The following is a 23696-nucleotide window of genomic DNA, read 5'->3' as shown; positions in this document are numbered from 1 at the left end:
AGAAGCGTTTTTTTATGACTATTACACTACAAAGATCTTCGATCGACAAGCAATCTACAATAACCATAACAGGCTCTAAAAGTGAATCTAATAGGTTATTATTGTTGCAAGCTTTATATCCGCAACTTTCAATAGCTAATGTTTCAAATTCTGACGACAGTAAAGTCATGAAGCATGCCTTAACAACTTCAAATAATGTTATTGATATTCATCATGCTGGAACGGCTATGCGATTTTTAACAGCATTCTTTGCAATTCAAGAAGGGCGAGAAGTTGTACTTACAGGTTCGCAACGTATGAAAGAACGCCCCATAGAGATTTTAGTGGAAGCTTTAAATCAATTGGGTGCTGATATTAGTTATTTAGAATCCAAAGGATGTCCACCATTGCGAATCAAAGGAAAAACCTTAACAGATTACAAGGTAAAATTGCAAGCTAATGTAAGTAGTCAATATATTTCTGCGCTGTTGTTAATTGCTCCTAAATTGAAAAATGGAATAGAGCTTACTTTAGAAGGTAAGATTACGTCGGTGCCTTATATTAATATGACCTTGGACCTCTTGCATCAAATAGGTGTCCAAACAAGCTTTGTTGGTCAAGTGATTACTGTTCAACCTATGAATGAGATTGTCAATCCTAAAACCTTAACGGTTGAGTCAGATTGGTCTTCAGCATCTTATTTTTATAGCATAGTCGCTTTAAGTGAGATCGGTACAGAAATTACGTTGTCATCATATAAACAAAATTCACTTCAAGGGGATTCAGTTTTGGTCAAAATATATCGGGAATTTGGAGTAGAAACTACGTTCGCAGAAAACAGTATTGCCTTAAAAAAGACTTCTCAAAATAGTAGTCCAAAAGCTTTTGATCTTTCTAATGCTCCAGATATTGCCCAAACAATTGCTGTTACTTGCCTTGGTTTGGGGGTAGAATGTAGTTTATCTGGACTTCATACATTAAAAATAAAGGAAACCGACCGTTTGGTGGCTCTAAAAAACGAAATTGAAAAGTTTGGTGCTAAAATCGAAATTACCGATAACTCACTTCATTTATACCAATCCAAAAACATCAAACCAAATCCAACTATTGCAACTTATAATGACCACCGAATGGCCATGGCATTTGCACCTTTGGCTTTAAAAACAAGCCTGCAAATTGAAGATGCTGGGGTGGTTTCAAAATCTTATCCAGACTTTTGGACCGACTTAAAATCTTTAGGTTTTCAAATAAAGGAATAATAATCCGCTATTTACTTGACAAGCCCTATATGGAGATTGTATATTTGCACCTTTCAAAAAATAAAGATAACACATGAAATTATCCCACTTTAACTTTAAACTTCCAGAAGAACTATTAGCCGACCGTCCATCAGATATTAGAGACGAAGCCCGTTTAATGGTATTGGATAGAAAAAAGAAAACCATAGAGCATAAATTATTTAAAGACCTTATCGATTATTTTGATGAAGGAGACGTGATGATTTTAAATAATACTAAAGTGTTTCCAGCACGTCTTTATGGAAATAAAGAAAAAACTGGAGCACGTATTGAAGTGTTTTTGTTAAGAGAATTAAATGAAGAACAACGTCTTTGGGACGTGTTAGTAGATCCAGCCCGTAAAATCAGAATTGGTAATAAACTTTATTTTGGTGATGACGATACTTTAGTTGCCGAAGTTATAGATAATACAACCTCTAGGGGAAGAACATTACGTTTTTTATATGATGGATCTTATAGAGAATTTCGTCAAAAATTGACTGAACTAGGTGAAACACCTCTCCCAAAATATATAAAAAGGCAGGTTGAGCCAGAAGATGAAGAGCGTTATCAAACCATTTTCGCAAAAAAAGAAGGAGCTGTAGCTGCTCCGACTGCAGGTTTACATTTTTCTAAACATTTATTAAAACGTTTGGAAATAAAAGGTGTTGAACTACCAGAAGTAACTTTGCATGTTGGTTTAGGAACATTTAATCCAGTAGAAGTTGAAGATCTTTCAAAACACAAAATGGATAGTGAAGAAATTGAAATCGATGGCAAAGCAGTGGAGATTATTAACAATGGAATTGCTAATAAAAAACGTGTTTGCGCAGTAGGTACAACTACAATGAGAGCTATTGAGAGTTCGGTGTCTTCAAGTGGTACTCTAAATGAGTTTTCAGGATGGACAAATAAGTTTATTTTTCCACCTTACGAATTTAGTATTGCCAATTGTATGGTGACCAATTTTCACACACCAAAATCAACCTTATTAATGATGGTGTCGGCTTTTGCAGGTCACGATTTTATGAAAAAAGCTTATGAAGAAGCAGTTAAAGAAAAATACCGTTTCTACACCTATGGAGATGCGATGTTAATTCTTTAATTTAAAATAAATCTTGAACTAAAGCCTTGCAAATTTGTAGGGCTTTTTTTTGTGGCATTCCCACGCAAAGCGTGGTCGTGTTTTCCGTTATATCTTTTGTTTGCAACAAAAGGATGCCACTTCAACCACTAATGCACAGGCATCAACCATAAAATCAACATGTAAAAAACTAAAATCGGGAAACCTTTCATTACTTTTGCAGCATCTATGGAAATTAAGAAGAAAGATATACGAGCACTCACCAAAGATCAGTTACGCGATTTTTTTGTGGAAGAAGGTGACAAAGCCTTTCGTGGTAATCAAGTTTATGAATGGCTTTGGAATAAAGGAGCGCATTCATTTGATGACATGACCAATCTTTCCAAACCCACGCGTCAAATGCTTGAAAACAATTTTGTAATCAATCATATTAAGGTGGATCAAATGCAACGTAGTACCGATGGAACTATAAAAAATGCAGTGAGGCTTCATGACGGGTTAATAGTGGAATCAGTATTGATACCTACCGCTTCTAGAACAACGGCATGTGTGTCTTCGCAGGTAGGATGTAGTCTAGATTGTCGATTTTGTGCAACGGCACGTTTAAAACGCATGCGAAACCTTAATCCAGACGAGATTTTCGACCAAGTAGTGGCAATTGATAATGAAAGTCGATTGTATTTTAATAGGCCATTAAGCAATATTGTGTTTATGGGTATGGGTGAACCTTTAATGAACTATAACAATGTGTTAAAAGCTATAGATAAAATTACATCACCAGAAGGTTTGGGAATGTCTCCAAAACGTATTACGGTATCAACTTCGGGAGTCCCAAAAATGATTAAGAAAATGGCCGATGATGAGGTGAAATTTAAATTAGCGGTATCCTTACATTCTGCAATAGACGAAATTAGAACATCCATTATGCCATTTAATGCCACATTTCCTTTAAACGATTTAAGGGAAGCACTGCAGTATTGGTATGCAAAAACAAAAAACAAAATAACTTACGAGTACGTAGTGTGGCAAGGAATTAACGACACAAAAGCAGATGTTGATGCCTTAATTCAATTTTGCAAATTTGCACCAAGCAAAGTAAATTTAATCGAGTATAACCCAATTGATGATGGTGAATTTCAACAGGCGAGTAACCAGGCTATTGATATGTACGTATCCATGTTGGAAAAACATCATATAACTGTTACCGTTAGGCGATCACGTGGCAAAGATATTGATGCCGCATGTGGGCAATTAGCTAATAAAAGTTAGAATAAGTGACGTTATGGAAACTTATTAAACGTATCTAAAGCCTCTGATTATTGTTTTATAAATCGAATGGTTTTGATTTCACCAGCCAATCTAATTTTTGCTATATAAACACCTTTGTCCAATTGCGATAAATTAATATGAGCTTCAGAAGAAGTGAAGTCTCTACTTAAAACCTTCTTGCCCAAAATGTCAAATAATTGAACATTTGAAAACACACTATGTGGTGATTTTAAAATTAGTGACTCACTATTTTTATTATAATAATGCTTAAAGCTTTTCGCAATTTGATCGTCAATCCCAAGAGTTGCTGTTATGGCTATATTGTCAATATTAAGTTCAGCTTGACCACCTGGTACATTATGATGTCTAAATGCGAAATAAATCATGTTTCCTGCCAGTGAAGATAAGTCTAATGTTCTTGTCGGTGTAAAAGCACCATCGCCTTCACCACCCTCAACAAAGGTTTCATTAAATGTCACAGGACTCGCTTCAAGATTCGCAATTACATTACTGGTAGCAGCATAAACCGTATAGTTTTCGGCGGGAGCTAAAGTTTCTTTTCCTCTTGCAATCCAAGTCAAATTAATAATATCAGATGTTGAATAAGAAGTTAGATTTATAGCGCCAGAAATTAGCCAATTATCGGTTTCTAAATCTCCAAAGTCGGCGTCAAAAGAAGGAGACCTAAACATGTTATTGCCATCGCCATAGTCTTTTACAGACCACTTAAACGCATAGTCATTTAAATTCGGTTTGTCATAATTATCGATATTTTCAAAACAAGCATAAAAAAAGTTGGGATTAGTTAAATCTTCAGAATACGGTAAACTATTATTGCAATTCACAGCAGTTTCGGTTAAGTTAAAGTCAAAACCCGTAGTTTCCCAAGCATTATCCCATTGAAAGTAATAAGTCTGACCTAAAATCACTCCAAAAGTGATTTCAGAAAAAGAATTACTTGATATACCAATATCATCAGATGCAGCAATACATATTAGTGACCCACAGGATCCAGAAAATAAATTAAGTCTCGTGTCAACATTACCATTTTGGGCTAAATCAGAAGTAATCGTTACAACACCATTAACTGTTGCAGTAAAAGAGTACCATTCGCTTAATGTAGCATGGTCTCCAGCATCCCAATAACATCCATTTACATAATCAGTTCCGTCTATAGTTCCAACAGTTGTATCGCCGGTTGAAACATTTATAGCAGTAGCACAAGTGTTTTGCGCATAATTGCTGTAGAATGATATTAAAAAGGTGAGTAAAGTAATTTTCTTCATAAGCTTTATATTGAAAATAAAATAAAAAGTATAAATTAATTTAGGGTTATCCAAATCCATGAAAGTATGTTCGTTTAACTTATTGAATTAGACGATATTCTGCGTTATAAAAAAAATTAGGAAATGAAACGGATTGTGATCTCGAATCTAATTTAAAATCGTTAAAACAAATTTTGCCAACTTATTTACATAGGCTGCAAGATTAATTGAACTCAATTACCAAAAAGAAACGCAATTGATTTATTTCAATACCACTTTTTTCCTGATTAGACCACGAGAGCTGGGGTCTGCCAATTCTACTATATAAATACCAGAGGCTAGTGTTGCTGCTTCAATCACATGGTCAGGGGTATTTGTTATGCCTTTTAGCACTTCTTTTCCAGACATATTAAGTGCCTTATAAGTTGTGCGCTCTGGTACATTATATAAATTTATGCTTTTGTTTAAAACCACTATTCTAATAGTGTTTAAAAGGCTATTTTCCATTCCTAATACGCCGGTATCCCCAGCGGCAATAGTAACTCCTGGAGCGGATTCATAAGCATAATCTTTAACGGTAATACTTGATCCATTTGCAGCAACTTGGATTCTAACCCAGCCATAATATGTTGATGAACCAACCTTCATATGGAGACCAACATAGCCGTCTTGACCATCACAGAATTGACTCCTAGAACCTGCACATCCTTCTATGTTTAATTGCCCAAAACCGTAGAACGTGTCATTAGCCGGATTAATAACTTCTCCTTTACTCATGTTTGAAGGATAATAAAAATAGTTGCCTGGATTTAAGCCTACAATTTTAGATATTCTATTACCCCCTGAGTAACTATATCCACCTGGTAGACAAAATGCAGCCTTAGTATATGTAGAAGAATTGTAAGCCAAGAGTATTATGTCACTATAAGAATCGTTATTTACATCCAAATAAAACACATTTCCAGAGGAAACTATTTCATCAGGAATATCTGTATAAATTATTTGATCAGAAGCATTTGTAATACCAGCAATGGCAAGCGATAATGCGCCATAATTAGATAAACGTTTGGGGAGCTTTTGTGAAGTGTTTTTTTTCATATCTTTCTGAAAAATACGCGTTAAACTAGATTAATATAACCGAGTAATTCACATCGCAGATATGGTCTATCTAATATAGTAATTTTCAAGTAATTAATTCAATAAATGTCTAAAAAAGAAAATAAAAATCTTACAACTGAAAACAAACTACCAAGTTTTGAAATCACCGAAAAAGGTTCACTAGGTCTTTTGGCCTATGGCGACATTGGTTTACGTGCTTGGCGGAAGGTAAAACAAGAGTTTTATAACAAGGATTCTAAATGAGCAAAAAAGTACTGTTAATCGGTTGGGATGCCGCCGACTGGAAATTAATTTGGCCGCTCATTAACAAAGGGCATATGCCTGCATTGAAAAAACTAATAAGTAGAGGGGTTTATGGTAATATGGCGACGATGGATCCGCCTTATTCCCCTATGCTATGGTCGTCGGTGGCCACAGGCATGACACCAGATAAGCATGGAGTATTAGGATTTATAGAAGTCATGCCAAACTTGAAAGGCATTCGGCCTGTAACCGTGGAATCAAGGAAGGTAAAAGCCATTTGGAATATACTACATAATCAAGGCTATAAAAGTAATATGGTAGGTTGGTGGCCTAGTTTTCCCGCTGAACCAATAAATGGTACGATTGTTTCAGATAAGTTTCAGAAGGTTAAAATTAATCCTAAAGAAAAAAGCCCTATTATAAATGGAACAATTCATCCAGAGTCTCTTACAAAAGAGATTCATGATTTACGCATGTTTCCACATGAAATTACCGAGGCTCATATTTTGCCTTTTTTACCAAAGGCTGCAGAAATAGATCAGGAAAAAGACAAAGGCTTGCAATCATTTGCCAAGGTTATGGCCGAAAACACTTCGGTTCATGCGGCTTCTACTTATGTGATGCGAGAAAAAGAATGGGATTTTACGGCAATTTATTATGACTTAATTGATCATTTTTGTCATGCCTTTATGAAATTTCATCCTCCAAAGCAGCATGTAATCCCTGAAAAGCAATTTGAGATTTATAAAGATGCTGTAATGGGCGCTTATCGCTTTCAAGATATGATGTTAGAGCGAACTTTAGAGCTAATAGATGAGGACACTACGGTGATTGTTATGTCAGACCACGGATTTGAATCAGGTCACAGACGCATCACAAAAATGCCTAAATATCCGGCAGCACCTGCATTAGAGCATCGACAATTTGGAATGTTTGTCGCTGCGGGGCCAAACATCAAACAAAACGAAAAAGTGTTCGGATTAGGATTAATTGATGTCACACCAACACTATTACACATGTTTGATCTTCCAATAGGTCGGGATATGGATGGCAAACCAGCCTTAGATATTTTTAAGGAAATGCGTACACCAACCTATATTGATAGTTGGGAAACAGTAAGCGGAGATTTTGGTCAACATGAAAATCTCGAAAAGGTCGATCAGCTGTCAGATCAAGATACCATGCAACAGCTTATCGATTTAGGCTATATTGAAAAACCGGAAGAGAAAATCGAAAATGCTATTTTAAAAACAAGATGCGACCTGAAACATAATTTGGCACGGGTCTATTTAGGTAAAAAAGATTATCAAAAAGCAAAAGAACTTCTTGTAGACCTAGTAAAGGATACTTATCCAGTTTATGAGGAAAAAGACATAAATAAGGAGGCCGAAAACAAGCCGAGTCCTCACGATATTAAAGTAGGGGAGTCTATCGTCGACATAATTCCGTATTACATGGATTTACTAAGCATAAGTTTGGCGGAAAAAGAGTTTGATAAGGCTGAAGTATATTTAAATGAATTGCGAACAAGAGACAAAAAGTTTGAAATTAACACCTATTTTTCTGAAGCTAAAATTTTATTAGGAAGAGGCAATGTGAAACAAGCACTAAACCTTTTAATAAAAGCAAAAGACAATAAACCCAATTCTGAAGTTTGGTATCAAATAGGACAAATCTATATGCAAATCCAAAAGTTTGAAGATGCAAAAGAGGCTTTTGAGCAAGCCTTAGGATTTGAAAGCGATAAAGCCAAATTTCATCAGGCACTAGCCGCTTGCTATATGCGTTTAGGAGAATTTGAAGAGGCAGCAGATCATGCTCTCACGGCTATAGAGTTAGTAAAGTATTTTCCCGAAGCACACTATACCTTGGGTGAAGCTTTAGAAAAAATGGGCGATCTTGTTAATGCGAAAAAGGCCTTTGAAACTGCAGCTAGATTAAAACCAAGAACGCATTATCGTGCCGAAAAAGCCATCGAAAATGTCGAAGATAAACTCCTTAATAATCCCACTTTTCAAGATAAAAATCAACACAAATACCGAAAAGACCAAATTGTTATCGTGTCTGGCTTGCCTAGATCGGGTACATCACTTATGATGCAAATGCTTGATAAAGGTGGTGTTGAGGTTTTAGTTGATAATAAAAGAGCGGCTGATGTATCAAATCCAATGGGATATTTGGAGTATGAACCTGTAATGTCAATACATAAAGACAATTCGTGGCTTGAGCTTGCTCAAAATAAATCGGTTAAGGTTGTTGCACCTCTTCTTAAATTTTTAGACCCTAAATACAGGTATAAAGTGATTTTTATGAAACGCGACCTAGGTGAAATAGTTAAATCACAGCAAAAAATGATAGGTAAAGATACAGATACCCTTCCATTGAACTTATTTGAGGCTTTTCAAAAGCAACTAAATCATATAGAAACATGGAAGAATAAAGAACCTGGAGTGGAGCTAATTTATGTTGATTATGTTGATGTTTTAAACAACCCAGGTGTGACATCTCAAAAAATTTCAAATTTTATTGGCTTAAAGTTGGAGGTGCCTGAAATGGCCAAATGTGTTGATAAGTCATTATACCGAAATAAAAGCCAAGTTTAAAATTCGCCAAAATAGCTTTTCAATTACATTTTTAGTACGTTTGTGATGTATATCCTTATATAGTCACTATTGAAAATAGTAGAACAAATAAACCAGCCAATTGCCTATGAAATGGAGCTTTTTGAACAAAAGTTCCTGCTCTCCATGTCTAGTAAGGTAGCCTTACTTAACCGTATAACCCACTACATAGTTAACAGAAAGGGCAAACAAATGCGACCTATGTTTGTGTTTTTAGTTGCGAAAATGATCAATAATGGCGAAGTAAGTGAACGAACATATCGTGGGGCATCCGTCATAGAGTTGATTCATACGGCCACCTTGGTGCATGATGATGTTGTTGATGACAGTAACAGACGTAGAGGTTTTTTTTCAATAAATGCATTATGGAAAAATAAAATTGCCGTTTTAATTGGGGATTATTTATTGTCCAAAGGCTTACTACTTTCAATTGATAATAATGATTTCGATCTGTTAAAAATCATTTCGGTTGCTGTTCGTGAAATGAGCGAAGGCGAGTTACTTCAAATCGAAAAGGCACGCAAACTAGATATTACCGAAGACATCTATTACGATATCATCCGTCAAAAAACAGCCACCTTAATTGCGGCTTGTTGCAGTTTGGGAGCAGCTTCTGTTAAACCAAATTCGCCCGAAGTAGAAACTATGCGAAAATTTGGCGAATTGATTGGTATGGCATTTCAAATTAAGGATGACCTTTTTGATTATGGTGAAATGCAAATTGGCAAGCCTACAGGAATCGACATCAAAGAGCAAAAAATGACTTTGCCACTTATTCATGTGCTTAATATTTGTACGGCAAAAGAGAAGGCCTGGTTAATTAATTCTATCAAAAATCATAATAAGGACAAACAACGCGTAAAAGAGGTCATAGCTTTTGTAAAAACAAATGGAGGTTTAGATTATGCCGTGACCAAAATGAAATCGTTTCAGCAAGAAGCCTTAACACTTCTGGAAGTCTATCCAAAATCAGAATTTAAAGAGGCTCTAGAATTGATGGTAAATTATGTCATCGATAGAAAAAAGTAAGAATGTTTTTGCTTTTTCAATTCCCCAAACTAATAATCTTTGATTTTTTTTAACCTTCAGGCAACCATTTGCACAACTTTTGCGTCTTTATAAATAGAAGACCTAACAAACAGTATTTTGAAAGTTATCCAGCTAAACACAAATCATGTTGAATTAATTCAAAATGCCACGAAAAATAATCGTGATGCGCAGCGTGTGTTGTATGATATGTATGCTCCCAAAATGTTAAGCGTGTGTAGGTATTATGTAAAAGATGTGCATAATGCAGAAGGTGTGATGTTGAATGCATTTTTTAAAGCCTTTACCAATTTGAAGAATTTTAAAAATGAAGGAAGTTTTGAAGGTTGGTTACGAAAAATTATGGTTAGAGAATCCATTTCATTCTTGAGACAACAAAGGCAAATTGAATTTTCAATTGAAGACGTTCAGTCACCTCAAGATTATGAAAACAATATAAAAAGCGAAATTGAAGTTGCACAAATTCAACAACTTATTGATGAATTGCCAGAAGGTTACAAAATGGTATTTGTAATGTACGCGATTGAAGGCTATAAGCATAATGAAATTGCCGAATTGCTAAACATTTCTGAAGGCACTTCAAAATCGCAACTGTTCAAAGCGCGACAGTTGTTACAACAAGAGATTAAAAAATTAAATACAACAAGCTATGGCACCAATTAAATTTGAAGAAAAACTCAAAGAAAAGCTTGAAAAGCGAACAATACAACCATCTGAAGATGCTTGGAATTTATTAGCCAATCGTTTGGATGCTCAAGATCATAAACAGAACAAATCGAAGTTTTGGTGGTTTGGAATTGCAGCTAGTCTAGTAGGTATACTATTGGTAACGAGCTTATTTTTTAAAGGCCAAAAGCAAGAAATCATTGAGCCAGTTTTGGTCGAAACACCAATTAGCGAAGATATTCAAGCTCCAAATGAAAGTAATGTTTTAAATGATAAGGCGATTATTTCTGAAGAACCAACAAAATCAGAAATAGTAAGCAATGATTCTGATAATATTATTGAACAAAAGGAACTCAAAACACTTATATCTTCAAATAATAATGTTGCTAAAAATAAACAGAAACCAGATTTGAAAGGAGAAGCCAATTTGCCTTTAACAGAAGCTTTAGGAGTTCATAACAATTTAAAGGAGTCTTCATTATCTGTTTCTGATTTTGAAAATGCTAAAGTCGATGCTGTTGTTAACGAAATTAACAGGCTAAAGTCTGAAAATAGCACAATCACCGAAGCTGAAATAGATGTCCTTTTAAAACGGGCCGAAAAGGAAATTTTAACGAACAGAATATATAACGAAAAAACCCGTACGGTAGATGCTAATGCACTTCTTCAAGACGTTGAAGCAGATCTGGATCAATCGTTTAGAGCCAAGGTCTTTGAAGCTCTTAAAAGTAATTATGAAACTGTAAAAACAGCAGTAGCCGAACGTAACAATTAAAATCAAATATCACATTAAACCTTTCGAGGTGTAAAAAAGAATCATTAATCATTAAATAAACACTTATGAACACAATTACCAAATTTGTTGTGCTAGGTATGCTATGCCTTCATGCCGGCAACCTAAATGCGCAAGACACAGATCAAAAAACAAACAATTCCATTAAAATTGAGTCACTTCAAGACTTAAAAGAAACCATTAAAAATGAAGAACGGGAACTTCTCAAAAAAGAGGTCGAAGCGATTAATCTACGTTTGGATCAAGGAGAACTTACTGAAGCCGAAGCTGAAAATCTTAAAAAGGAAGCAGCTCAAAAGCGTGCTCTAAATATTGAAAACCGTTTAGCAATTTTAGACAACAAAATAGAGTTACTTAAACGTAATGCTGAAGGATATGACAGAGATGATTCCGATAAAGGCGATTATATTGGCATTAGTATAGGTGGAGAAAACGAAAGTTTCGCAGGTTTTAGGATAAAAAATCAACATAATAAATACCGTAAATATGATAAGCGCTCATCTAGTGAGCTTGTCTTCGCGATTGGTGTCAATAACACGTTGATTGATGGTGAATCTATTGGTGATTCCTATAAAACTTTGGGCTCTGGTTTTGTTGAATTGGGCTGGGCTTGGAAAACTAGAGTTTTTCAAAACTCCAATGCTTTTCGATTAAAATATGGATTCTCATTTCAATGGAATAAATTATCCCCACAGGACGATAAATACTTCGTTCAAAATGGTGATGTTACCACTTTAGAAGATTTTCCGACTGATCTAATCGAATCTGAATTTCGAGTGACTAACTTAGTTGTTCCAATACATTTTGAATTTGGACCTTCGAAAAAAGTAGAAAGAGACAATTATTTCAGGTATTCAACCCATAATAAATTTAAAATAGGTGTTGGTGGGTATGCTGGGTTTAATATTGGAACCCAACAAAAACTACGTTTTAAAGAAGATGGTGATAGAGTCAAACAAAAAATTAGACGCAACTATAACACGTCAGACTTTATTTATGGTTTGAGTGCATATGTAGGAATCGATAATGTGAGTTTATATGCAAAGTATGATTTAAATTCGTTGTTTAAAGATCAAGCTATTGATCAAAATAATATATCATTAGGACTGCGTTTTGATTTAGATTAAACGCTAATAAAAAATAGTTTCAAAAACTTCAACTTATCAGTTGGGGTTTTTTTGTTATTATTCATTTTGAATAGGATTTGATTTATGCTAGCATTAAATTTTTACTTCCAATAGATTATATTAATTTTATACACTTTAAAATCTTCAAATTTGATATCAAAATCTACCATAGAACAAGTATTTGAAACCGCTCGAGTAGAGGAGGTTATTGGTGATTTTGTTCAGCTTAAAAAATCAGGCAGTAATTTTAAGGGTTTAAGCCCATTTAGTGACGAACGAACCCCAAGCTTCATGGTGTCTCCAGTAAAACAAATATGGAAAGATTTTTCGAGTGGTAAAGGTGGAAATGCGGTAACCTTTTTAATGGAGCATGAACACTTTACCTACCCTGAAGCGATTAAATACCTTGCCAAAAAATATAATATCGAAATTGAAGAAACCGAGCAAACTAATGAACAAAAGGAAGAAGCTAACGAGCGTGAAAGCCTTTATTTAGTGAACGAATTTGCCAGTGATTATTTCCAGAAAAATCTCTTTAAAACCGATCAAGGACAGGCCATTGGTTTGAGTTATTTTAAGGAACGCGGCTTTACTAATGAGACCATCAAAAAATTCAATTTAGGATACTCTCTTGAAGAATGGCAGGCTTTCACTGATGAAGCCATAAAAAAAGCCTATCAGCTAGATTATCTTGAAAAAACAGGATTGACCATCGTGAAAGAAGACAGGAAATTTGACCGTTTTAAAGGGCGTGTCATGTTTCCAATTCATAGTATGAGTGGTCGTGTTTTGGGATTTGGTGGGCGTATTTTAGGAAACGACAAGAAAGCTGCTAAATATTTAAATTCTCCTGAAAGTGAGGTGTATCATAAAAGCAAAGTGCTTTACGGTCTTTACCATGCTAAACAAAGTATAGCAAAAGAGGATAATTGTTATTTGGTAGAGGGCTATACCGACGTAATTCAGTTTCATCAAACAGGGATTAAAAATGTTGTAGCCTCATCTGGAACTGCATTAACGCCAGAGCAGATTAGACTTATAAACAGGCTAACAAAAAACATTACTGTACTTTTTGATGGTGATGCAGCAGGGATTAGAGCTTCAATTCGTGGGATAGATTTGATTCTAGAACAAGGAATGAACGTTAAGGTGTGTAGCTTTCCAGAGGGTGAAGATCCTGATAGTTTTGCCAAGCAAAATACGCTTGAAGAATTGACAATTTATCTTGAAGAAAACGCGAAGGACTTTATTCAGTTTAAGGCATCGTTATTAATGTTGGATGCTAAAAATGATCCCATTAAAAAGGCCGAGACCATTAGAGATATTGTGAATAGTATTTCCAAAATTCCTGATCAAATCAAGCGGGAAATTTATATTCAGGAATGTTCTCGCATCATGGATATTAGCGAAAATGTGTTGTTTAGTACTTTGGCGCAAATCAACAAAAAGGAGGTTCAGGATGCCAATACAAAATTTAAAACCGAGCAGAAGGCATTTCAAGTTATAAAAGATGAACAACCAAAACAAAAGGTAAATCTTCAATATGAACTCGAGCGCAAAATCATTGAAATTTTACTGTTGTACGGCAATGAAACCGAAGACTTTGAAGATCTGGTTTTAAAGGAAGATGAAAAAACAGGAGACTTAAAACTAGAACCTGTAATCCATAAAGCTAAGGTGTTTGAAAAAATTTATTTAGATCTTCAAGAAGATGAGATGCAGTTTAGTCACCCTAAATTTAAAGCGTTGTATTATACCATAATAGACACTTTGCATCAAGAACCTGAATTTTCAACAAAAGATTTTGTCAATAAATTGGATATGGAAACGGCAAATGAGGTAACGACAATTTTGATGGAAGATGAACGTTACGCATTACACGATTGGGAACGTAATCATATTATTCCTAAAGAAAAAACCGAGTCTATAGCCCAATTAGTAAATCAAACCATTTTAAGTTTGCGTTGCTTTTTAATTGATAAAAAAGTGGCCGAATATCAACAAGACACTTTGAGGGAGGAATCAAACTCAAAAGGTATTTTAGAAGACGTAAAAGATTATTTAGGGTTGAAAATGCTGCTCTCCAGAAAATTAGGGAAAGTTATCGGAGCCAAAGTTTAATTGAGTTCCATTTGCTTAGCCTGATGCATAAGATCAACGAGATTATTGACATTAAGTTTTTTATACAAGCGTGCTTTATAGGTGCTTACGGTTTTTTCATTAATGTCTAATTCTAAAGCGATTTCTTTGTTTTTCTTTCCAGAAGATAAGAGCTTCAGCACTTCCACTTCTCGTGTAGACAAACGTTTATACATGCGACCACCAGATTTTCGGCTATCACTGTAATTTAATTGTTTGTTCATTTGGTCACTTAAATATGTGCCACCATTTTGAACTTTATAGATGGCTTCTTTTATAGTTTCAACTTCTACAGTTTTTGACAAGTAACCAGATGCGCCAGCTTTTAAGGTACTTAAAGCATAAATAGATTCAGAATGATGGCTAAACATAATAACTTTAAGATGATGATGTTCCTTTTTTATGGCTCGTAGTGCCGTAATGCCATTCAATTCAGGTAAATCTATTTCTGAAATGATAACATCAACAGGATAGCGTCTAACAAATTCAAAAATTTCAATACCACTTTTAAGAGTGCCCACTACAGTAATGTCAGGAACGCCTTCAAAATATAATTTAAGGCCAGTTCTTACAATTGGATGATTATCTACAACGAGTACTTTAATCATGGCTACAGGTCGGTTAAAGGTTAAAACTTAAGTAATAAATTCAATTGGAGGTAAGATCTGACAGTTAAAGTTACTAAAAAAATCGACATCTTTATAAAGAATCTTGTGTTATTAAGTTGAATTATTTTAAATGCTGTGGAATTTCACAAACGGGTATAGGTTTCATTTTGTGCATGTTAGCATTGTTGAACCTGCTGAAAATTTGAAAAACTTCACGTTGTCTACCTTCAAAATGATCAATAGTTTTACCTTCACTCTTCATTTGCATGGCCCATTCTAATTCTGGATAGGAGGCACCTATTTGATCTTCATCACTACGAGCATCACCAAAAAGGCCATCACTTGGAGCAGCCTTCATTATAGATTCTGGAACTTTTAAGAAGTTACCTAGTGCATAAACTTCAGATTTTAATAAATCGGCGATTGGACTTAAGTCTACGCCGCCATCACCATACTTTGTATAAAATCCTACGCCAAAATCTTCAACTTTATTTCCTGTTCCTGCAACTAACAATCCCAGTAAACCAGCATGGTAATATAAGGTGGTCATTCGTAATCGAGCGCGGGTATTGGCCAAAGCCATGTCGACAGTAGTTTGTTTGCCTTCTAACGAAATTTCCGTTTTGAATTCTTCAAAAACTGGGGTGAGGTCTACTCTAATATCTTTTACATTATCAAACCGTTGTTTTAATTGAGTAATATGTTCTTGTGCTCGACTCACATGACTCGCGGCTTGATGAATAGGCATTTCGATACAAAGCACGTCCAAACCGGTTTTGGCACAAAGGGTAGATGTAACGGCTGAATCAATTCCGCCAGAGATTCCTACAACAAATCCATTAACTTTTGCGTTTGTCGCATAATCTTTTAACCAATTAACAATGTATTCAACAACCTGTTCTGTTTGCATTTTTAAAGTTTTAAATAGTTACATTTGCAAACAAAAATAACCCAAACAAGGAAGTAATAAAAATTATAACTATTAAGTTTTATGTATAGGAAGCTTATTCTGTTTTTTACTATTGTTACGATTTTAGGCTGTAAAAAGGACGAGGCCATTGAAAAAGAAATTGCTAAAATTGATGTCAATTTTACTATTGAAAGATTTGATAGAGCCTTTGCAGAAGCACAGCCAGAGGATTTACCAAAACTTAAAAGTACTTTTCCGTTTTTATTCCCAAAGCGAATAAGTGATTCGGTTTGGATAAGTAATCTAAATGACACCTTGCAGCAGCAGCTGTTGACTGAAGTTGATAAGGCCTTTGGAGACTTGAGAACGATTAATAATGAACTAAAACAATTATTTCAGCATCTAAAATACTACGATAAAACATTTAGTATTCCCAGGGTAATAACACTTACCAATTTCGTGGATTATAGAAACAAAACTATTGCCACAGATACCATTGTTTTAATAGCCTTAGATAATTATTTGGGGACTGAGCATGAATTTTATGGTGATATACCCAAGTACTTATCACAAAACATGAAGGAGTCTCAAATTGTATCAGATTTAGCCGCAAACTATGGAGAAAAATATAGTTTTCAATCACAGAGAAAAACTTTATTGGACGAGTTGATTTACTTTGGAAAGTTGCTTTATTTTAAAGATAAAATGGTTCCTTTTATTTCGGATGCTGAAAAAATAGGATATTCTCAAGAACAGTTGGATTGGGCCATTTCTAATGAAAGTTATATATGGCGTTATTTTATTGAAAAAGAACTCTTGTATAATACAGATAGTAGCTTGCCAAGTAGATTCGTTGCGCCAGCACCTTTTACAAAATTTTATCTAGAACTTGATTCTGAATCACCAGGACGATTGGGACAGTATATTGGCTGGCAAATTGTAAGGGCTTACATGAATAATAATGATGTTTCGTTGATGGATATGCTTCAAAAAGATGCAGACGAAATATTTAACAAAGCTAAATTTAAACCAAGAAAGGATTAGTTTATGACTTCAAAAATAGAATTATCAGTAGAATTGGATGACAATAGAATCCCTGAAAAATTAAGTTGGACTGCTGAAGATGGCGGTATCTCTAACGAGGAAGCAAAGGCAATGATGCTCTCCGTTTGGGACAGTAAATCACAAGAAACCTTACGAATTGATCTTTGGACTAAAGATATGCCCATTGACGAAATGAAACAGTTTTTTCATCAAACCTTGGTGGCCATGAGTGATACATTTAACCGTGCTACTCAAGACGAAAAAATGACTGCAACCATGAAGGATTTTTGTGATTATTTTGCTGAAAAATTAGATTTAAAGAAATAGCTTAACAGTTACTTAATCATGAGATAATAAATCACTTAGATTAAGAGCATACTTTTGTAAGGCTATTAATTAAACATTGAGATGAAGCATCAGTTAGACCAAAAATGAGGGAAACTGGTGCTTTTTTTATTAAAATATACGTAATTCATCGTATTGACTTCAATGGGTTGTTGTTTTAGTTTCGTATAGAACAAAAAACCATTCAACCATGAGGAAAATTAAACACATTCTATTGGCATTTAGTTGTTTTCAATTAATCAATGTCATTTATGCTCAAAAAGTAGATTCCCCTAATTATACATATGATGTAGGAGGAAATATTGAAAAAATGATCTTAACAGATTCTGGGGTCCTATTAATAACACATAACAGTGGATTGGCAGGTATTAAACCTGGAGAGGCCGCATTGGTATTCAACTTTGATGATTATGGGAAAGTAAAGGAAGAAGAAATTAATATCATTCCAAATACGCCTTATGTAATGGTAGGGCAAACAGGTTTTGGTGGTATTTCTAGTAAACAAAGTGTGATTGATGTAGTAACAGGTAAGCGGGTGTTTGACACTAAAGCTAATGGTTGGAAAGCAGCAGGACAACCAACCCTTTTGCTTCCAGAAAATAAATTGATAGTTTCAGGTCAACGTACTTCCAAAGAGAAATTTGCACAAGCTGTTGGGATATATGACATGGTAACTGGAAACGAAGAAAAATTGTTTGTCCTTAAAGGATTTGATTATATGGTTGGAAGGCCAGCTATTATTAATGGGGGATTAATTATTCCAGCACGAAAAGGCATGACACGTATTGATTTAGCCACTGGAAATGAAACATGGACTCTAGACCTTAAAGGTGTTTCATTTATTGAAGAAGCTGAAGATGGAACATCAATGTATGCTTTTGTGACTGTTAATAATGGTAAAAATCATGAAATTTATAAAGTAAGCGGTTCAGGTAGTCTAATGTGGCCCGATGGAAACAAAGTGAAAGGTCTGGTTTCCAATTTTGAAATTACTCCAAAAGGAATAGCGGTGGTAAGTGATGTTGCAGATACAGGTCAAAGTAAGTTGTTATCGGCCAAGGCACAAAGTAATATAAGTTTTTTGTCATCTAATAATGGGGAAGATTTATGGGACAAGGCCCCCAAAACAAAAGGATATGTTCAACACTTTTATATAATGGATGATGGAATCTTGTTTGGAATTGCAGAAGGAGGAATCAATAAAATTTCATTTGATGGTACACCACTATTTAAAAAACCTTTAAAAACAGGAGAAAATATACATACCATGGCGTTAACTCCAAAAGGTATGATTTATATTACAGATGAAGATGCTGATATTATTGATTTGACTAGTGGAGAATCTATTTGGAATAAACCTATTAAATATAAGCGTGCTAAAGCTGTTACGAGCACATATGATGCATCACAAAAGCGTTATATGATAAGTACTGGAGAAGATATGTTAGCCATTGACGAAACTACTGGTGACATAAGTAATTTCGCGTCTTATGAGTTTAAAGAAAAGGAAGACCCTACACAATTAGAGATTAGAGGTGGTGGCTTCTTTTTGTCATCAAATCAAAATGTCATGATGTTAGATTTTGAAGGCAACAAAACGTTTCAGGAACATTATGCATCTCCAGGTAAAAGTATGTTCGCAAAAATTGCATTTGGTGTGTTAGCTGTAGCTTCAACAACAATGGCCATGTCTGCTGCTGTTAGAGCAGGTGCTAATAAAAATGCAATAGGCCAATACAATAGTTATGGTGCAGATATGGATAGAAAGTCTAAAATGTTTGCTGAAATTGGAGGGGCTTCATTTAATGAAATGGCAAAACGTTTTAAAGCTACATCAGCTACAAAAGATGCACTTTTTATTTTGACCAAGCTTGATGAAGGTGTTGGATTAGTTAAAGTCAATAAGGATTCTGGTAAAATCGACAAAGAAATTATTTTAAAGGATAAAAAACCTGAATATGAAGTTGATGAATTAGGGGGGTATCTCTATTATAAATCAGGTGGAAGCAACATATATGCTTATGATCTTCAAAATTAATATGTCTTTCATTTAAAATAAAGCGCAATTATTTGCTAATTGCGCTTTTCTTGTTTTAATCTAAAACTATGTTTGTACAATTATAAAAATGATAATTTTATGTATGATCAATTATTTATCATTATAACTTACACGTTTATTTTAGTTTTAATACTATTCTCAATTAAAGTGTTAATGGTCACTAGAAATAGTTCCAAAAAGGCAAATATAAAACTCGATAAGCTTAAATCTGATTTAATGTACCAAGAACATAAATATTTAATTAATAAAAATTATCTTTATTTGGAAAATAACGTAATTAAAACACTAGTTAATAGGTATTTTGAAATAATTAAAATGTTCATTTTTTTACAGCATACCAACCCAGATAAGTAGTAATTCATGGCCTATAAATTATATTTAATAAGCATACTTTTTTTTGTTTGCTCCCTAGCATTTTCACAATCACCTATTTTGGATAGCCTATTTAAGGTCTCAAAAAATCAAAAATCTAAAGAGCTTATTTCTACTTATAATGAAATTTCTTGGGAGTTTAAAAATTCTAACCTTGATAGCTCTTTTTTTTATGCTAGAAAAGCACTCAAAATAGCTCAAAAATTAAAGAATTTAAATGCTATAGCAGCGTCTTATAATAGTCTTGCTAATGCATTTGACGCTGGTGGGGCTATTGATAGTGCTGTATATTATCATAATAAAAGTTTAGAATTAAGACTGCAAACCAATGATTTAATAGGTGCGGCAGATTCCTATAACAATTTAGGTATTGTTCATGATCTAAAAGGCGACTACAATATTGCCTTGGAGCATTATTTTAAAGCCCTAAAAATTTATGAAAACCAAGAAGTTTCCTATGATAAGGTTCCAATGGTTTTAGGAAATATAGGTATCGTTTACAAAAAGCAAAAAGAGTACAAAAAGGTTTTAAGTTACTATTCAAGAGCTCTAAAAATTTATGAAGACCATAATTATACTTTTGGAATTGCGGTCACTAAAGGAAATATTGGTGCATTAAGTTTAAATTTAAATGAATTTCAAAACACTATTAAATATTCTGAAGAAGCTGAAGCACTTTATACCCAATTAGGGTATCTCAGATACGTGCCTTATATGCTTACTAATATCGCTATTGCCAGAGATAGTTTAAAACAGTTTAATCTTGCCCAAGTGCTATATAAAAGAGCTATAACTCTATTTAAACAAGATCAAAATCAATTTGAACTTACCTATGCTAAATTGGGGTTAGGCGATAGTTATTATAAACAGAAAAAATTAAATGATGCTTTAAATGAAATCAATGAGGCCCTTGATATTAGTTTATTAAATGGCTACAAAGAATTTGAAGTAAGAGCCTATAATTCTTTATCCAAAATTGAAGCCAGTAAAGGAAATTTTAAACAAGCATATGTTAACAGTCTAAAATATAGTATTGGCAAAGACAGTTTATTCGAAGAGAGTAAAACAAAAACCATTTTTGAGTTAGAGGCTAAATATCAGTCCGAAAAAAAACAAAAAGAAATTTCCAATCAAAGAGCAGAGATAGCCGAAAGCAATCTAAATTTAAACAAAAAAAAATCTCAAGTAAAAAGTTTACTATTACTGGCCATTGCAATTGCCTTATTGGGCTATCTGCTTCTTAAGCAACAAAAACTTAAAAATAAACAAATTCAAAAGGAAAGTGAACTTAAACAGGCTTTGGTTAAGATTGAAAGTCAAAACAAATTACAAGAACAACGCATAGAAATATCAAGAGATCTGCACGACAATATTGGTGCACAGTTGACATTTATTATCTCAACTCTTGACAATATTCAGTATGGTATGAAAATCACCAATAACAAGCTAAACGAGAAACTGTCAGATATTGGAGCATTTGCGAAAGATACCATTTACGAATTAAGGGATACCATTTGGGCAATGAATAAAAGTAAGATTACTTTAGATGATTTACAATCAAGGATTTCCAATTTTATTGACAAGGCAGGCAAAACCTCTAAACGTACTAAATTTAGCTTTACAATAGATAAAGCACTTTCTGGAATCACTTTTACTTCGGTAGTAGGGATGAATTTGTATAGAATAATTCAAGAAGCTATAAACAATGCTATTAAATATGCAGATGCAAAATCAATTTCTGTAGTTGTTGACACTAAAGGAGTGCTATTAGAGATTTTAATAATCGATAATGGTATTGGATTTGAAATGGCTACAGCCAAAAAGGGTAATGGGTTAAATAATATGAAAAAAAGAGCTAATGAAATCAATGCACAAATCATAATTGAATCCAAACCTAAAATGGGGACAAAAATCAAAGTAACTAAATCTTTAAGTGATGAAAATTAAAATTGCAATTGTCGATGATAATACATTTTTAATTAAAACGATAATTGATAAATTATCCTTTTTTAAAGATTTAGAGTATAAGTTTTCTGAATATGATGGTCATCAACTATTAAAAACTTTGGATGAAAATTCAAACATTGATCTGATCTTGATGGATATTGAAATGCCCAGACTCAATGGTATTGAAGCCACTCAACTAGTAAAAAAGCAATACCCTCATATTAAAATTATTATGCTTACAGTTTTTGATAATGACGAGCATATATTTAATGCCATAAAAGCAGGAGCAGACGGTTACTTACTCAAAGAAATCAATGCAAAAGATCTTCATGATGGTATAGTAGAAACTATGAATGGCGGTGCTGCCATGAATCCATCGATAGCCTTAAAAACTTTAAAATTACTCCGGAATCCAATCCATATAAAAAACGAAATTGATAAAGAAGATATTCAACTTACATCAAGGGAAATAGGTGTTTTAGAGCAACTTAGTAAAGGATTGAGCTATAATGCCATTGCAGATAATTTAATACTTTCAACTGGAACTGTAAGAAAGCACATTGAAAATATATATAGAAAACTGCAGGTGCATAATAAATTGGAAGCTGTGCAAAAAGCTAAACGCAATTATTTAATATAAACCTATTAAGTTTTGAGCAAAGAATTGGGTTTCTTCAATGGTCCCAGTACTAATACGACACCAGTCATAAAAAGGAGGAAAAGCTCTTCCAATACTGACCCCTTTATCCAACATTTGAGAGCCTAATTCATTGATGTTTTTGCCAGATTTAAAAAACACAAAATTGGTGTGTGATTTAATATAAGGCAATTCTAGATGATCTAAAGTATTATAAATGATGGCTTTAGCTTCCTTATTCTTTTTGAGCGAAAAACGATAAAATTCGTCATCTAAAAGTGCTTCTTTAGCGCCTTCTATGGCATACACATTACTCATAGCGACAATATTTCGGCGTATTTGCTGTGCTAAATGGGGAGGTGCAATTAAATAGCCAATGCGCATACCTGCCATCCCATAAACTTTAGAAAAAGTTTTGGAAACCACAACATTCTCACCTTTTTTAACAAGATCAATCATACTAGGGTAATTTGGGTCTTCAATATAATCGTAATAAGCCTCATCGCTAAATACCACAGTTCGTTTACTAACACTTGCACAAAAATCGGTTAATTGTTCAGCGGGTAATAAGGTTGAAGTTGGATTATTCGGATTGCATAAGAACACCATTTTGGTGTCGCTTGAAATTCGTTTTTCAATTTCTTGCAAATCATAGCCCATATGTTCATCAACAGGAACCCAATTGATTTTAGCGCCCCACATTTCGGCATATTGCATCATGGCTAAAAATGTTGGTTTGGCAGCAATTATTTCTCCACCATTAGCAGTAAATGTTATGCCTGCAATTTTTAAGCCTTCAGTTGAACCTCCAGTAATAATGATGCTTTCTGGGTCAACTCCATGCTTTTGGGCAAGCAGTTCAGCCAATTGATCTGAATAAGAATAAGGATATCTGCAGCCTTCATCAAACGCATTTTTAATGGCTGTCCTTACACGCTCTGAAGGACCATAAGGATTTTCATTAGAGCTCAATCTAACTGGAGTTGAAAACGGTCGAGGGTTGAATTTTATACGTTCTTCTGCCGTAAGGGGTTGAATGCCCGTTAAACCATTAAATAATGTAAAACCTCCTGCCAAGGCGGTAGTTTTAAGCCATTGTCTTCTATTGAGTTCCATAATAGTGAGTGATATAGTTTCTAGTTAAA

General features: G+C 34.1%; 20 protein-coding genes. 15 read left to right on the top strand and 5 right to left on the bottom strand.

Translation table 11 applies throughout. The features are described 5' to 3' along the window. Positions 1-14 precede the first annotated feature (14 nt). The 3 genes from aroA to rlmN all read left to right on the top strand — a co-directional run bounded on the left by aroA (position 15) and on the right by rlmN (position 3609). Entirely contained in the window at positions 15-1238 is a 1224-nt protein-coding gene (gene aroA, locus ACFO5O_RS08450) for a 3-phosphoshikimate 1-carboxyvinyltransferase (RefSeq protein ID WP_387962782.1), read from the top strand. Positions 1239-1311: 73 nt separating this feature from the next. Further along, positions 1312-2361 (top strand): tRNA preQ1(34) S-adenosylmethionine ribosyltransferase-isomerase QueA, encoded by a 1050-nt coding sequence (queA, locus tag ACFO5O_RS08445; RefSeq protein ID WP_387962780.1) that lies wholly within the window; start codon positions 1312-1314, stop codon positions 2359-2361. 207 nt (positions 2362-2568) lie between these two features. Then, the gene (gene rlmN, locus ACFO5O_RS08440; protein ID WP_387962778.1) at positions 2569-3609 is read left to right on the top strand and encodes a dual-specificity RNA methyltransferase RlmN; all 1041 of its coding nucleotides are present in this window, start codon (positions 2569-2571) and stop codon (positions 3607-3609) included. Between the two features lie 47 nt (positions 3610-3656). Here rlmN and ACFO5O_RS08435 read toward each other — a convergent pair whose 3' ends face one another. Both ACFO5O_RS08435 and ACFO5O_RS08430 read right to left on the bottom strand, forming a co-directional pair. After that, complete coding sequence (locus tag ACFO5O_RS08435) at positions 3657-4895, bottom strand: T9SS type A sorting domain-containing protein (protein ID WP_387962776.1); 1239 nt, start codon at positions 4893-4895, stop codon at positions 3657-3659. A 240-nt stretch (positions 4896-5135) separates the two neighbouring features. Next, on the bottom strand, positions 5136-5972 hold the full coding sequence (locus tag ACFO5O_RS08430; RefSeq protein ID WP_387962775.1) for a hypothetical protein: 837 nt from the start codon (positions 5970-5972) through the stop codon (positions 5136-5138). Positions 5973-6077: 105 nt separating this feature from the next. On the opposite strand from ACFO5O_RS08430, the gene ACFO5O_RS08425 reads away from it, so the two are divergent. The 7 genes from ACFO5O_RS08425 (at position 6078) to dnaG (ending at position 14611) form a co-directional block, all read left to right on the top strand. Continuing rightward, entirely contained in the window at positions 6078-6236 is a 159-nt protein-coding gene (locus ACFO5O_RS08425) for a hypothetical protein (protein ID WP_387962774.1), read from the top strand. Beyond that, positions 6233-8839, top strand: coding sequence for an alkaline phosphatase family protein (locus tag ACFO5O_RS08420; RefSeq protein WP_387962772.1), 2607 nt, complete (start codon positions 6233-6235; stop codon positions 8837-8839). Before ACFO5O_RS08425 ends, ACFO5O_RS08420 begins: the two co-directional genes overlap by 4 nt. Positions 8840-8908: 69 nt before the next feature. Next, entirely contained in the window at positions 8909-9886 is a 978-nt protein-coding gene (locus ACFO5O_RS08415) for a polyprenyl synthetase family protein (protein WP_387962770.1), read from the top strand. A 117-nt stretch (positions 9887-10003) separates the two neighbouring features. Beyond that, a complete protein-coding gene (locus tag ACFO5O_RS08410; RefSeq protein ID WP_387962768.1) occupies positions 10004-10567 on the top strand; it encodes an RNA polymerase sigma factor in 564 nt (187 codons plus the stop codon). Then, complete coding sequence (locus ACFO5O_RS08405; protein ID WP_387962766.1) at positions 10554-11345, top strand: hypothetical protein; 792 nt, start codon at positions 10554-10556, stop codon at positions 11343-11345. The genes ACFO5O_RS08410 and ACFO5O_RS08405 overlap by 14 nt, the downstream gene beginning before the upstream one ends. 65 nt (positions 11346-11410) lie before the next feature. Then, positions 11411-12490, top strand: coding sequence for a hypothetical protein (locus ACFO5O_RS08400; protein WP_387962765.1), 1080 nt, complete (start codon positions 11411-11413; stop codon positions 12488-12490). A 150-nt stretch (positions 12491-12640) separates the two neighbouring features. Then, a complete protein-coding gene (gene dnaG, locus ACFO5O_RS08395; protein ID WP_387962763.1) occupies positions 12641-14611 on the top strand; it encodes a DNA primase in 1971 nt (656 codons plus the stop codon). On the opposite strand, the gene ACFO5O_RS08390 is transcribed toward dnaG, so the two are convergent. Together ACFO5O_RS08390 and nadE are read right to left on the bottom strand one after the other, a co-directional pair. Next, positions 14608-15237, bottom strand: coding sequence for a response regulator (locus tag ACFO5O_RS08390; protein WP_387962761.1), 630 nt, complete (start codon positions 15235-15237; stop codon positions 14608-14610). The genes dnaG and ACFO5O_RS08390 overlap by 4 nt on opposite strands. Before the next feature lie 121 nt (positions 15238-15358). Then, the gene (gene nadE / locus ACFO5O_RS08385) at positions 15359-16147 is read right to left on the bottom strand and encodes an NAD(+) synthase (RefSeq protein ID WP_387962759.1); all 789 of its coding nucleotides are present in this window, start codon (positions 16145-16147) and stop codon (positions 15359-15361) included. A gap of 81 nt (positions 16148-16228) precedes the next feature. Between nadE and gldB the strand changes: the two genes are divergently transcribed. The 5 genes from gldB to ACFO5O_RS08360 all read left to right on the top strand — a co-directional run bounded on the left by gldB (position 16229) and on the right by ACFO5O_RS08360 (position 22554). Continuing rightward, on the top strand, positions 16229-17191 hold the full coding sequence (gldB, locus tag ACFO5O_RS08380; protein ID WP_387962757.1) for a gliding motility lipoprotein GldB: 963 nt from the start codon (positions 16229-16231) through the stop codon (positions 17189-17191). A 3-nt stretch (positions 17192-17194) separates the two neighbouring features. Further along, positions 17195-17518, top strand: a complete 324-nt coding sequence (gldC, locus tag ACFO5O_RS08375) for a gliding motility protein GldC (protein ID WP_387962755.1) — start codon at positions 17195-17197, stop codon at positions 17516-17518. Between the two features lie 208 nt (positions 17519-17726). Further along, complete coding sequence (locus ACFO5O_RS08370; RefSeq protein ID WP_387962753.1) at positions 17727-19574, top strand: hypothetical protein; 1848 nt, start codon at positions 17727-17729, stop codon at positions 19572-19574. 381 nt (positions 19575-19955) lie between these two features. Next, positions 19956-21914, top strand: a complete 1959-nt coding sequence (locus ACFO5O_RS08365) for a tetratricopeptide repeat-containing sensor histidine kinase (protein WP_387962751.1) — start codon at positions 19956-19958, stop codon at positions 21912-21914. Beyond that, positions 21904-22554 (top strand): response regulator, encoded by a 651-nt coding sequence (locus ACFO5O_RS08360; protein ID WP_387962750.1) that lies wholly within the window; start codon positions 21904-21906, stop codon positions 22552-22554. Before ACFO5O_RS08365 ends, ACFO5O_RS08360 begins: the two co-directional genes overlap by 11 nt. Here ACFO5O_RS08360 and ACFO5O_RS08355 read toward each other — a convergent pair. Further along, a complete protein-coding gene (locus ACFO5O_RS08355; protein ID WP_387962748.1) occupies positions 22546-23667 on the bottom strand; it encodes a pyridoxal phosphate-dependent aminotransferase in 1122 nt (373 codons plus the stop codon). The genes ACFO5O_RS08360 and ACFO5O_RS08355 overlap by 9 nt on opposite strands. Positions 23668-23696 lie beyond the last annotated feature (29 nt).

Source organism: Geojedonia litorea (genome assembly GCF_042654525.1).
In the GTDB taxonomy this organism is placed as follows: domain Bacteria; phylum Bacteroidota; class Bacteroidia; order Flavobacteriales; family Flavobacteriaceae; genus Geojedonia; species Geojedonia litorea.
Note: the sequence above shows the minus strand (reverse complement) of the source record. Positions and strands in the feature narration are given on the sequence as shown.